This window comes from Corynebacterium sp. 239_CJEI (assembly GCF_001055995.1).
GTDB lineage: Bacteria > Actinomycetota > Actinomycetes > Mycobacteriales > Mycobacteriaceae > Corynebacterium > Corynebacterium jeikeium_D.
This window is the reverse complement of the sequence record NZ_JVOW01000028.1, coordinates 68,655-81,368: the sequence shown is the minus strand read 5'-3', so window position 1 is coordinate 81,368 and position 12,714 is coordinate 68,655. Positions and strand designations below refer to the sequence as shown.

Genomic DNA, 12,714 nt, shown 5'->3' with positions numbered 1-12,714 from the left:
CGGCTCCCGGCAGCTATGCCCCCACCTGGCCGTCGGCGCGGTCGAGCTTGTCCAGAATCGGACGGTTCGGCTCACCGGCGGCTTCTGCTTCTTCCTGGACGCGCTTCAGTGCGCGCTCCTCTGGCTTTTCCAGGAGCTTTTCCAAAATAATGACATCGCGCCACTGCCCCGCCATTGGGCCGTAGGTCATCTTTGCCATGTGGTGGTAAATCCCCACTTCACGGAAGCCGAGCTTTCGATGCAGCTTTAACGATCCCACATTCTCCGGGAAGACCCACGAGTGAATCGACCAGCAGTCGAGCTCCGTGGCATCGTCGATAAGCTTCTGCAGCAGCGTCGCCGCCAGCCCCATGCCCTGCCCGTCAGGATGGACGTAGATGGAGTCTTCGATGACGCCATTGAAAATCGGGCGCTTGGATACCGGCGCTGCCGATGCCCAAGCCAGAATCTTGTCCGGGTTTTCTGCGTCGACGGCGACGTAACACAAATCCACTCGTTTGAGTGCGATGAATTCGTCCCACTCGGGAGCGGAGTGCTCCCAGGACGCGTGCCCCGTATCCAGGCCAATCTCGTAGATCTCTTGGATCTGTGGATAGTCCTCTTCACGCATCATTCGAATCGTGAAATCGCGCTTCTTTTCAGCCATAACTACAAGTGTGGCTAATTTTTCCGCGCACGTCGAACGAAACGGCAAAAATATTGTAAAAAGATTACTTTCGCCTGCGCGGTCGACCGCTTCCACCGCTGCTTCGACGCCCGCTACGGCTACTACGCGCATGCTTTACGACGGCCCCAGCGCGCTGCCGGCGGGCTTGCTTAGCAAGCGTCTTTTCTCGGGCCGACAACTTCTTTGGAGCTTCATCAGCCTTCTTGCGCCCCAACTGCGTGCGCGTCGAGCCCTCCCTGCGCCCCTGGACAATGCCGACGAACTCCTGCCGGAGCTCGTCGTCCTCTACTTTCGGCCACACCAACCAAATAGCTGTCCGAGACAGCGGTTCCGTGGCGCCTTCCTCGGCCACCAAGTTCGATGAGGCCACCGCCTTCTTCGACAGCGCCTTCAAAATCGTGCGAGGTCCCACCACGACACCTGCACCAGTGGCCGCAACGGGCAGCATCTGTCGCAGCTCATCCGGATCCACGGAGGTCAACAGCACAGTTTCGTCCGCCAACAGCTCCTCCGGCACGGACTCTGTGAGGGAGAACACGTGCTCTTTCTCGAAGGCCACGCCCCAGGCTTCGTCGTAAAGCCGGATGCGATGGAGCGACTCGGGCAGCGAGCTTTCGGACTCTAACCGAACCAGCGCCATGTCAGCGGCGCCGCCGACCAGGTCGGACATCGGATCGTCGGCGGCGTGGGTGTGCAGTGTTGCCGGAATTCGATCCCTAAAGCGGCGAAACCACTTCTCGGGACTGGTGCCGGTGGCGAACACGATGCGCAGGACGGCGGGTTCAGGAGTCGACATACTCCGCAAGGTTACTCGAATGGGTGCTAGCGTTGAACCCATGAAACCCCTAACCGCAGCCAAAAAACTTGGCATTTTCCTCCCGGCCACACCCGAGGAATTTCGCACTGGTGAGATTTCGCACGCGCAGTTTGCCGAACTGCAATCCAATCCGCCGGAATGGCTCGCTGAGCTACGCCGCAACGGACCGCACCCGCGTCCAGAAGTTGCCCGCAAGCTGGGCATCACTATCACGGCGTTGAAGAAGAACGACATGGACAAGCCGCTGACAACGGCGGAGATTAAGGATTTGCTCGAGCAGATGCCGGAGTGGCTGGAGGCCGCTCGTGAGTCCATGGCGAAGCAGCGCGTGGAAGCCGCTGAGGCAGAGGCCAAGAAGGACGACGGCCCTGGTCGGGCTGCCGCTGAAGCTGCTCGCAACGCCGAGAATTAGCAGACACAGCTGGCACAGCTGACACAGCCAACACCTTCAAGGAGGATCTCGTGGCCATCGACTACACCGCACATGCAATCAACCACAAGGACAACGGTACGGTTGTCCTGATTGGCTCGCTGGGCACCACACAGGAGATGTGGGAGCCCCAGGTAGCCGCTTTGAGCGAAAAGTACCAGGTCATCACGCCAGATGTCCGCGGCCATGGCGATTCCCCTATCCCCGAGGGTGAGTGGGACATGAGCCACTTGGCCGCCGACATCATCGAGGTCCTCGATGAGGAGGATGTTGACCGTGCACATTTTGTGGGACTATCTCTCGGCGGCGCTATCGCCCAGACCATCGCACTAGAACACGCCGATCGCGTGGTCAGTCTGACACTGTCGTCGACGGCGCCGAAATTCGGCACACCCGAGGCCTGGCAGGAAAAGGCCCAGCTCGTGCGTGACAAGGGCACAGGCGCGCTCGCGGACACTGTCGTCCGCAACTGGTTTACCGACGAGTGCTTCGACACTACCCCTGAGCTCCCCGCCCGCTTCCGCGACATGATCGCAGATTGCCCCGATGACGGCTACATCGGCGCCTGCGGAGCACTCTCTCGCTTCGACACCCGCGAGCGCCTCGCCGAGATCACCGCTCCGACGCTGGTCATCGCCGGTAAGCAGGACACCTCTACGTCTCTCGACGTCGTCACTTCGCTTCACGACGGCATCGCGGGCTCGACCATGGTCGTCATTTCGCCGGCCAAGCACCTGCTCAACCAGGAAACCCCGGAGTACTACAACTCGGCCCTGCTGGCGCACATTGATGGGATTGCCGACTAGCGCCTAATCGCAGCAATAAAAAATAAAAATAACGCGACCTGCTCGCTGTCCATTCCACGGGGACGGCGCACAGGTCGCGTCATTTTTTCGAGTGCAATTGGAGGTTGCTATGACTGCAGTGGAAGAAGCTCGGATAATCAAGGGAACCGGTCTCCACCTGATGCTCATACTAACTACCACCAGCACTAATGGGAATAAGAAAACGAGAATGTTTCGTTAATCACCCCCATGATGACCATCCAAAACGCCTACCCTATCGACCCCAAAGCCCCAGGGTCCCGCCTGTCAGATATGACAAAAATAGCCATTCACCTGGCTTTGTAGGTTAGCATTACCTAACATTGCCGACTGTCGAGGATAGTCTGGATTCAATAGCAACCTCCAACCGCAACGGGGGTAGTTTTCCGGGAAGGTTGGGCACAATATCCGTCGTCAAGCGATTTCACGTCATCAATCGGGAAAAAACTTTTAAAAAAACAAGTGTCTCTCATCACACTCATGCATAATGGGGTACAACAGTCATAGTCACTATGACGATGAACCGAGGCCATCGCGTTTATCTGCAGCGTTTATCTGCGACGTACGAAAAGGCCTTAAGACAAAAATTCCACGACAATATTTCTAGGAGCATGTCATGAAGGACTTTCTGCCCCGTACTCACTTCGAAGAAGAGCACAACATGTTCCGCGACATGGTTCGCGGCTTCGTCGAGAAGGAAATCACCCCGAACGTAGAGCGCTGGCACAAGGAAGGTCAGCCGGACCGCGAGATTTTCAAGAAGGCCGGCGAGCTGGGCCTGATTGGTATGTCCACTCCGGAGGCATACGGCGGCGGCGGAGAGATGGACTTCCGCTACAACCAGGTCCTGAACGAGGAGCTCTCCAACGCTGACTGTGGCTCCATCGTCGTTTCCTTCGGCGTTCTCAACGACCTGGTCGCTCCGTACCTGGCCAAGTTCGGTAACGAAGAGCAGAAGCAGAAGTACCTGGCTTCCATGAACGCCGGCGACACCATCGGCTGCCTCGCTATGACCGAGCCGGGCGCCGGTTCTGACCTGGCAGGTATGCGCACCTTCGCCAAGAAGGACGGCGACCACTACGTCCTCAACGGCACCAAGATCTTCATCTCCAACGGCATGATGGCCGACTTCGCTCTCGTCGCAGCTATCACCGACCCATCCAAGGGCCGCGCTGGCGTCTCCATGTTCATCGTCGACGCTGATCTCGAGGGCTTCACCAAGGCTGGCCCGCTGCAGAAGGTCGGCCTGAAGGCTCAGGACACCGCTGAGCTCAACTTCGACAACGTCCGCGTTCCGGCCGAGAACCTGCTCGGCGAAGAGGGCGCTGCCTTCGGCTACCTGCGCACCAACCTCGCTCACGAGCGCCTGACCCTGGCTTGCGGCTCTGTCGCAACTTCCCGCCGCGCCTGGACCCTGGCTTACAAGTACGCTCAGGAGCGCGAGGCATTCGGTCGCCCGATTATCCAGCACCAGGTCCACGGCCACTACCTGGCTGACATCGCCACCCGCGTCACCGCCCTGCAGGCTTTCGTTGACCAGGCCGTTATGGCCCACAACGCTGGCCAGCTGGACGAGACCGGTGCTTCCATGGCCAAGTACTGGACCACCGAGGAGCAGCAGGACATCGTTACCCGCTGCCTGCAGATGTTCGGCGGCTACGGCTTCATGCTCGAGTACCCAATCTCCACTCACTACCTCGACTCCAAGGTCCAGACCATTTACGGTGGCACCAACGAGATCATGAAGGAGATCATCTTCCGTCGTATCGCCAAGGGCGGCGCAGAGTAAACAGCGCACGTCGGTCTAGCCGATTCGCCCCAAACCCCGTCAGGTCTTCCTGGCGGGGTTTTTGCATACCTCAAAGTAGGTGGCTGGCGATTATTTACGAGGCTGGATTAGAGCTCCCTTCCCCCGTGCCACACCCCCACTAAAAACATTACCCCCTACAAAACCGAAACTATACAATGAGATACCCATCTCATATACTAAGATTCTGTTAGGTAATGGTGATGCACTTCACCAAATTCCCTCCTAGGCCGCGCGAGCGCGTGACCGGAGATGAAGGATTGGAGTTCCAGAGGTATGAGCACAACCAACTCGACCGCTACCCCTCAGCGAAGGGAGGTGTTTTCCACCCGAGCAGCCTTCATTTTCGCCGCTATCGGCTCGGCAGTCGGGCTTGGAAACATCTGGCGTTTCCCCTATGTCGCGTATGACTCCGGCGGTGGCGCTTTCCTTATCCCCTACCTGGTCGCACTTCTGACCGCAGGTATCCCACTGCTCTTCCTCGACTTCGCCATCGGACACCGCTTCCGCGGGTCCGCACCGAAGTCGATGCGTCGCATCAAGCCCTGGGCTGAGCCAATTGGCTGGATTCAGGTCGGTATCGCCTTCTTCATTACCGTCTACTACGCCGTTATTATCGCGTGGTCCTTCATCTACGCCTGGAAGTCCATCCGCAAGAGCTGGGGCCCAGATGCCGAGACCCACTTCATGAAGGACTTCCTCCAAGTAGACACCGAGAGCGTCTTCTCTCTGGACTTCGTCCCCTCGATTTCCATCGTCCTGCTCATTGTCTGGGTACTCGTCATCGGCATTCTGGCCGCTGGTGTGGACAAGGGCATCGGTAAGGTCTCGATTATCTTCATCCCGCTGTTGACCATCCTCTTCGTCGCAGTGGTCATCTACTCCCTGACGCTCGACGGCGCTGCAAAGGGCCTGGATGCATTCTTCACCCCAGACTGGTCCGCACTGACTGACTCCAGCGTATGGATTGCCGCCTACGGCCAGATCTTCTTCTCCCTGTCCGTGGCCTTCGGCATCATGCTGACCTACGCCTCCTACCTGAAGCCACGCACGAACCTCACCGGTTCCGGCCTGGTCACCGCGTTCGCAAACTCCTCCTTCGAGGTTCTCGCCGGTATCGGTGTCTTCGCCACCCTGGGCTTCATGGCAGCGCAGTCGGGTGAGGCCGTTGACGAGGTCGCAACCTCCGGTATTGGTCTTGCCTTCATCGCATTCCCGACGGTCATCTCTGAGATGCCCAAGGTCATCGGTTCGGTCTTCGGGCTGCTGTTCTTCCTCTCCCTGGCAATCGCCGGTGTGACCTCCCTGATGTCGCTGCTCGAGGTCGTTGTCTCCGCAGTAAAGGACAAGCTGAACCTCGGCCGCGTCCAGGCCACCCTCACCGTCGGTGGCGCCATGGCCGTCATCTCGCTGCTGGCCTTCCCGACCACCTCAGGTCTGGTAACCCTCGACATTGTCGATAAGTTCACCAACAACGTCGGTATCGTCCTGGTTGCACTGCTGACCATCATCGCAATCGACTGGATCCTGCGCCGCACCAACGAGTTCGCCATGCACCTCAACGCCGTCTCCTCGTTCAAGGTCGGCACCATGTGGCAGATCTTCGTCGGAAACATCACGCCGGTCATTCTCGCCGTCATCCTGTTCCAGGAGCTCATTGGACTTTTCCAGGAAAACTACGAAGGCTACTCCGACACCCAAATCGACATCTTTGGCTGGGGTGTCATCGGCGTGATTCTCATCGGCGCTCTGATTATGGCCATCCTGCCTTGGCGCGGCCAACACCGTCTCGATGGCCCTCCGGGCTCGGACTTCGGTGTGACGCCAGATTTCAAGCGGTCCTCACACCTGCCACGCAAGCACACTCCGGAAACCGAGGAGGTTTAAGCCAAATGTCCGGTATCGCAATTGTCATGATGGCACTGTTCATCATCGTCATCTGGGGCGGTCTGGCAGTCTCGCTGGTCAGCCTATCCAAGCACCCTGACGAGGTTTCCGGTGAGCTGGGAGATCACCCAGAGCTCACCAGTGAAGTACTAGGAGCACAGGAAGAGCAGTAGTTCTTCACTACTATCTCTCCCCTGCCACTCCAGGTATCTGTCTTACTCACCTACGAAATGCGGTGGTCGCTTCTCCAAGAACGCGGCCACCGCTTCCTTATGGTCGGCCGAGACCGCCAAACGAGCCTGCGCGTCCGCCTCCGCCGCAGCAGCAGCCAAGGTATCCCGGCGCAGCAGAGCCTTAATCTCCTTCAGCGCGGCCGTCGGCCCCGCCGCAAACTGGGCAGCCAACTCGCGTGCCCGAGTCGCTGGATTATCCACCACTTCGGTGACCAGGCCGAGGCTCAGGGCCTCGTCGGCAAGCACCTTCTTATCGAAGAACAACAGCTCACGCGCCTTCGCGTCGCTGACCATACGCGGCAGCAGCGCCGACATGCCACAGTCCGTGGCCAGGCCAATCGACGGGAACGCCGCCTTGAACGACGCCTTCGGGCCCGCGATACGGAAATCACAGTGCAGCGCCAACGACCAGCCGGCACCCGCCGCAGCACCTTCGATAGCTGCAATAACCGGAACGTTAATCGCGGTCAGCTCCGCGACCATCGGGTTGTACTCCTCGACAACCTTGCCCATGCCGGCGCCGGACTGCAGGTCAGAAATGTGCTCCTTCAAATCCTGGCCCGTACAAAACGCCTTCGGCCCGCCGAGCAGGATAACAGCGCGCACATCCGGCTCCTGCGCACGCTCAAAAGCGGCTTTCAGCTCCAAGCGAAGATTCTTATCCAGGGAGTTATAGGCATCCGGGCGGTCGATGGTGATGGCTAGAATGCCGTCGGAAAAGTCTTGAGTAACGTTGCTCATAACTTCGCAGGTTATCGCAATCTCCCCCGCCTCGGACGCACTTTTGCACCAAATCACCCGCCGCGAGTAACAAGGGACACATGACACTTCCACGCCCCGCCACGCCTGACGACGTCCACGAGATCGTCGACCTCATCAAAGACCTGGCGGCCTACGAAAAAGAACCCGATGCCGTCCGACTGACCCCCGAGCGCCTGCGCGAACAGCTCTTCGGGGACAACCCTGCGATTTTCTGCCACGTCGTCGACTCCACATCCGGAAATTTGGACGACGGCGCCGGTGGCGGTGATGGTGGCGATGGCGTTGGTGGCGGTGTTGAAGGCAGCCCGCGCCTCGACGGCATTGCCCTGTGGTTCCTCAACTACTCCACCTGGGAAGGCACCCACGGCATCTACCTCGAAGACCTCTACGTCCGCCCCGAGGCACGCGGCACCGGCAAGGGCAAAGCACTGCTGCAGAACCTCGCGCGAATTGCCGTGGAGCGAGGCTACTCACGTGTCGAGTGGTGCGTCCTGAAGTGGAATCAACCCTCCATCGATTTCTACCGCTCCCTCGGCGCCTTCCCCATGGACGAATGGGACACCTTCCGCCTCACCGGACAGCCGCTCGCTGACTTCGGGGCGTAACAGACGGCAGCGCGTGGTGCGGCGGTACGGCGGTGCAGCTGCGGTGCGTTTGCGCGGTGAAAAGTCCGGATGTGGATAACTGCTAAACCGGCTGACTTATCCACAGCCTGCCCCCATAGGCGTTGTCCCCCTACATCCGGACTTTTACCTTCAAAGGCATGACAGTTCTTGGGACGCTCGCCGCACTGGCCTCGCGCGGAATGGACACGCTAGCGGAACTCCACGCCGCGCGTCCCGACGGCCACGACGCCACCTCCCACCTGGCGGCAACCCTCGGCCTTGACCCGGCGCGCCTCCGGCTTTTGCTACGCGTCGCCGCCCACTACCTCCAACCCGCTGACACCGAGGAAAACACCAAAGCCCGCGAAGACGCCACCGCCCTTGCGCGCCAGCTCGGCCTCAGCCTGGACACCTGCGTGCTTATCGACAAGCGCAGCCGCCAAGCCAACAACGCCGAACTCCACGACAACCTCCGCCTCACATTCGTCGCTGCCGCCGAACGCCTCGGCTTCGAAGAACTCGATCTCTACATGCGGGAAACTCTCACCGAGCTCAACACCGAAGACGAGCCACCCCAGCATCTGCGCGCCCGATTTTCCCGGAAGGTAGACATCCGGGGAATGAAGCACTTCCACATCTCCGGCCCCTCGGATATGCTCGACAATCTCCTGTCGCCGCTTACCATCCGTGCCGCAGAAATCCGGAAGTCCCATCCGGAGTTTTCCCACGACCGCTGCGTCGGCCAAGCGCTTGCCGAGCGCCTCGAGCATGCCGATGCCGCAACGCCCGTCGACAAGCTCGATGAAATGCGCTACCAACCCGCCATCATCATCACCGCACAAGACCTCATCGACTACAGCCCGCGATTCGCCGCCACCACCAACGGCTCTGCGCTCGCCCCCGACGTCTTCCTCAACGCCCTACTCGCCGACACCGGGTGGGCCGTGCTTTACGACGAACACAGCGCCATTACGGACTTATTTCCCATCGGCAACCCCCGCCTGGCGACTGAAGAGCAGCGCATCGCGATGCTCATCGACAACCCCATCTGCGCCTGGCCCGGCTGTGAACGCCCCGCCTATAGCGGACAAGCGCACCACCTAGTCGCCCACAAACACGGCGGCACAACCACGCTGGACAACCTCACCATGGTCTGCCGCGAACACAACGGGCTTAACGACGACGACCGGGAAGGACGCAACGGCCACCTCGAACGCATCCCCACATCCGGACATATTCGATGGCGCCCACCTGACAAGACTCGGCCGCCGCTGTTTAGCAACTCATTCGTGACATCAATGTCCGGGAGGTCCTACGCCGGATACCGGGCAGGCACGACGAAACAGCTCGGGCCGGAGCCACCACCTCCGGACCAAAACCCGGATGTACGGGAAAACCCGTCCTAGCGCACTGCTAGAACGGGTACTTGCGCTGCAAAAACGCAGAATTAGATGAGGTTCCAGTCCTCGATGCCGTCGTAAAGCGGGAATTCCTGAGCAATCTTCGAAACACGAGCACGCAGGGAGTCAACATCCGCATTCTTGCCGGCGGCGAGAGCAGTACCGATGACATCGGCGACCTCGGTGAACGCCTTCTCGTCGAGACCACGGGTGGCCAGCGCCGGAGTACCGATACGAAGTCCGGATGTAACCATCGGAGGACGCGGGTCAAACGGAACGGCATTACGGTTAACGGTGATGCCAACAGCGTGGAGCAGATCCTCGGCCTCCTGGCCGTTCATCTCAGAATTGCGCAGATCCGCCAGAACCAGGTGGACATCGGTGCCGCCAGTGAGAACATCGACGCCAGCCTCGGCGCAGTCGGAAGCGGTGAGACGCTCAGCCAGAATGCGGGCACCAGCGAGAGTGCGCTCCTGGCGCTCCTTGAACTCCTCGGTACCAGCAATCTTCAGCGCCACGGCCTTGCCGGCGATGGCGTGCATCAGCGGACCACCCTGCTGCCCCGGGAAAACAGCGGAGTTCAGCTTCTTGGCGTACTCCTGCTTAGCCAAAATCATGCCCGAACGTGGACCACCGAGGGTTTTGTGAACGGTGGTCGACACAACGTCAGAATGCGGAACCGGCGACGGGTGCAGACCGGCGGCAACCAGGCCTGCGAAGTGCGCCATGTCCGTCCACAGCTTCGCACCGACCTCATCGGCGATGAAACGGAAAGCTTCGAAGTCGAGGTGGCGCGGGTACGCCGACCAACCTGCGATGAGAACATCCGGCTTTTCTGCGAGCGCCTGCTCACGCACCTTGTCCATATCGATCCGCATGGTGTCCTTGTCCACACCGTATGCGGCGACGTGGTAGAGCTTGCCGGAGAAGTTAAGCTTCATGCCGTGGGTCAGGTGACCGCCGTGTGCCAGGTCGAGGCCCATAATCTTGTCACCGGCGTTGATCAGCGCATGCAGAACGGCAGCGTTTGCCTGCGCACCTGCGTGTGGCTGAACGTTGGCGAACTCAGCGCCGAAGAGCTCCTTGGCGCGGTTGCGTGCCATGTCCTCGACGACGTCGACGTATTCGCAGCCGCCGTAGTAACGACGGCCCGGGTAGCCTTCGGCGTACTTGTTGGTCAGAACCGAGCCCTGAGCTTGCAGCACTGCACGTGGAACAAAGTTCTCACTGGCAATCATTTCGAGCATGTCACGCTGACGAGAGAGCTCCCCTGCCATTGCCTCTGCGAGGTCGGGATCGAGTTCACGCAGCGATTGGTAGCGGACATCGTTATTGTTAGACCCGGTCATGAGTAGGTTTTCGACCTTTCAATGAAACTTCAATGCCACAGGCCATGCTAGCCCTTTATGGGGCAAACCACGAAAGCAGCACCATTCAGGTATGCCCCCTTTATTGACTCGTTTTCCGGTTTTCGGCACCCCCTTGGCACAATTGGAAGTATGACGCGCGCAACATCCCCCAGCCCGTACGTCGAGTTCAAACGCGAGCAGTGGCGCGAAATGCGCAAGAATATGCCTCTGGTGCTGACGGAAGAGGAAGCTGAACGACTTTCCGGTATCGGTGAAAACATCGACCTGGACGAAGTCGCCGAGGTCTATCTTCCGCTTTCTCGTCTGATTCACATGCGTGTGGCGGCGCATCGGGAGCTGAACGCCGTAACGTCGAACTTTCTTGGGGAAAATCCTTCGAAGGGGGCGTCGGTGCCGTTTATTATCGGCGTCGCGGGTTCGGTGGCGGTCGGCAAGTCAACGACGGCGCGTTTGCTGCAGGTCCTGCTCGAGCGCTGGGAGACTAATCCGCGGGTGGACTTGGTTACTACTGATGGCTTCCTCTATCCTTCTGAGGAATTGAATCGCCGTGGGATTATGCAGCGCAAGGGGTATCCGGAGTCGTATGATCAGCGTGCGTTGATGCGGTTTGTCACGGCGGTGAAGTCGGGGGCGCGGCATGTGAAGGCGCCGGTGTATTCGCACACGCTCTATGACCGGGTGCCGGATGAGTTCGTCGATGTCGATCGTCCGGACATTCTCATTCTCGAGGGGCTCAACGTTTTGCAGACGGGCCCGACGCTGATGATTTCCGATCTTTTCGATTTCAGTGTCTACGTCGATGCCCCGCGCGCGGACATCGAACGCTGGTACATTAATCGTTTCCTCAGTCTCCGCCAGACGGCGTTTCGCGCTCCGGGCGCGCACTTCGCGGATTACGCCACGCTTGACGACGAAGCTGCGGCCGAGGTGGCCCGACGCATTTGGCAGCAGGTGAACTTGCCGAACCTGACGGAAAATATTTTGCCCACTCGAGTGCGGGCGTCATTAGTTCTTACGAAGTCTCGGGACCACAAGGTTTCGAGGGTCCGGATGCGCAAACTCTAACATCCGGAAATTTTTCCGGATGTAGGGAGGTTATTTGCCGAAGCGGCGTGAGCGCTGCGAAAAGTCTCGAAGTGCGCGGAGGAAGTCGATGCGGCGGAATTCGGGCCAGTAGGTATCGGTGAACCAAATCTCGGAGTAGGCGGTTTGCCAGAGAAGGAAGCCGCTGAGCCGCTGTTCTCCGGAAGTGCGGATGACTAGATCGGGGTCCGGTTGTCCGGATGTATAGAGGCGGCGAGAAATGGCGTCGGTGGTGATGCTCTCCTCGAGCTCGGAAGCATCAATTCCTTCGGCGACTGATTCCCGGATGATTCTGCGTACTGCGTCGACGATTTCCTGCCGACCACCGTAGCCAACGGCGATGTTGACCTGGATGCCGGTGTTGTTCGCGGTGACTTCTTCGTCGTGACGCAGCCGGGCGGTCATTCTTTCCGGAAGGAGCTCGAGGTGGCCGACCATGCGCAGGCGCACGTCGTTAGGCGATTGCGCCAATTCGTCGACGACGTCGGCGATGATGTCGAACAGTAATTCCAGCTCTTCGGGGTCTCGCCCGAGGTTTTCGGTGGAGAGCAGGTAGATGGTGACCAGCTCGATTTCCTGCTCGGCGCACCAGCCGACGAATTCTGCGATTTTGCGGGAGCCGACGCGGTGGCCGTGGCTGACGTCGGTGAATCCAGCCTCCCTCGCCCAGCGGCGGTTGCCATCGGCCATGATGGCAACGTGCTTGGGGCGAGGTTTTCCTTCTAGCTCTTGGGCTAGTTTGCGCTCGTAGAGCGGATAGGCGATCCGCCGGAGTGAGGACGGCTGGTTTTCTTTCACATATGTAACCCTACCCAATGGGCACGGCCAC

General features: G+C 59.6%; 13 protein-coding genes. 8 read left to right on the top strand and 5 right to left on the bottom strand.

Translation table 11 applies throughout. The features are described from left to right. Nucleotides 1–13 precede the first annotated feature (13 nt). Together ADB08_RS07865 and ADB08_RS07860 are read right to left on the bottom strand one after the other, a co-directional pair. A complete protein-coding gene (locus tag ADB08_RS07865; RefSeq protein ID WP_016423177.1) occupies nt 14–646 on the bottom strand; it encodes a GNAT family N-acetyltransferase in 633 nt (210 codons plus the stop codon). A 64-nt stretch (nt 647–710) separates the two neighbouring features. Continuing rightward, complete coding sequence (locus ADB08_RS07860; RefSeq protein ID WP_049172269.1) at nt 711–1,463, bottom strand: LysR family transcriptional regulator; 753 nt, start codon at nt 1,461–1,463, stop codon at nt 711–713. A gap of 40 nt (nt 1,464–1,503) precedes the next feature. On the opposite strand from ADB08_RS07860, the gene ADB08_RS07855 reads away from it, so the two are divergent. From ADB08_RS07855 to metS, 5 genes are all read left to right on the top strand, one after another. After that, complete coding sequence (locus ADB08_RS07855; RefSeq protein WP_042389451.1) at nt 1,504–1,896, top strand: DUF5997 family protein; 393 nt, start codon at nt 1,504–1,506, stop codon at nt 1,894–1,896. Between the two features lie 50 nt (nt 1,897–1,946). After that, nucleotides 1,947–2,720, top strand: a complete 774-nt coding sequence (locus ADB08_RS07850) for an alpha/beta fold hydrolase (RefSeq protein WP_016423180.1) — start codon at nt 1,947–1,949, stop codon at nt 2,718–2,720. Between the two features lie 634 nt (nt 2,721–3,354). Next, the gene (locus ADB08_RS07845; protein ID WP_005510658.1) at nt 3,355–4,527 is read left to right on the top strand and encodes an acyl-CoA dehydrogenase family protein; all 1,173 of its coding nucleotides are present in this window, start codon (nt 3,355–3,357) and stop codon (nt 4,525–4,527) included. 294 nt (nt 4,528–4,821) lie between these two features. Then, nucleotides 4,822–6,432, top strand: a complete 1,611-nt coding sequence (locus ADB08_RS07840; protein WP_049172268.1) for a sodium-dependent transporter — start codon at nt 4,822–4,824, stop codon at nt 6,430–6,432. A gap of 5 nt (nt 6,433–6,437) precedes the next feature. Then, nucleotides 6,438–6,605: a methionine/alanine import NSS transporter subunit MetS gene (gene metS, locus ADB08_RS07835; protein WP_048733989.1), complete on the top strand. Its 168-nt coding sequence runs from the start codon at nt 6,438–6,440 to the stop codon at nt 6,603–6,605. A 42-nt stretch (nt 6,606–6,647) separates the two neighbouring features. Here the strand turns inward: metS and ADB08_RS07830 are convergent, their stop codons facing one another. Next, nucleotides 6,648–7,406 carry an enoyl-CoA hydratase-related protein gene (locus ADB08_RS07830; protein WP_049172266.1) on the bottom strand — a complete coding sequence of 253 codons (759 nt, stop codon included), beginning with the start codon at nt 7,404–7,406 and terminating at the stop codon, nt 6,648–6,650. Between the two features lie 80 nt (nt 7,407–7,486). Between ADB08_RS07830 and ADB08_RS07825 the strand changes: the two genes are divergently transcribed. Together ADB08_RS07825 and ADB08_RS07820 are read left to right on the top strand one after the other, a co-directional pair. Then, nucleotides 7,487–8,032, top strand: a complete 546-nt coding sequence (locus ADB08_RS07825; protein WP_049172264.1) for a GNAT family N-acetyltransferase — start codon at nt 7,487–7,489, stop codon at nt 8,030–8,032. A gap of 158 nt (nt 8,033–8,190) precedes the next feature. Further along, nucleotides 8,191–9,438 carry an HNH endonuclease signature motif containing protein gene (locus tag ADB08_RS07820; protein ID WP_239660041.1) on the top strand — a complete coding sequence of 416 codons (1,248 nt, stop codon included), beginning with the start codon at nt 8,191–8,193 and terminating at the stop codon, nt 9,436–9,438. Nucleotides 9,439–9,479: 41 nt separating this feature from the next. Here the strand turns inward: ADB08_RS07820 and glyA are convergent, their stop codons facing one another. Beyond that, entirely contained in the window at nt 9,480–10,781 is a 1,302-nt protein-coding gene (gene glyA, locus ADB08_RS07815) for a serine hydroxymethyltransferase (RefSeq protein ID WP_049172262.1), read from the bottom strand. Between the two features lie 150 nt (nt 10,782–10,931). Here glyA and coaA point away from each other — a divergent pair, with 150 nt between their 5' ends. Next, a complete protein-coding gene (gene coaA, locus ADB08_RS07810) occupies nt 10,932–11,867 on the top strand; it encodes a type I pantothenate kinase (RefSeq protein ID WP_038626177.1) in 936 nt (311 codons plus the stop codon). Nucleotides 11,868–11,897: 30 nt separating this feature from the next. Here the strand turns inward: coaA and ADB08_RS07805 are convergent, their stop codons facing one another. Then, complete coding sequence (locus ADB08_RS07805) at nt 11,898–12,683, bottom strand: isoprenyl transferase (RefSeq protein WP_038626180.1); 786 nt, start codon at nt 12,681–12,683, stop codon at nt 11,898–11,900. Nucleotides 12,684–12,714: the final 31 nt, after the last annotated feature.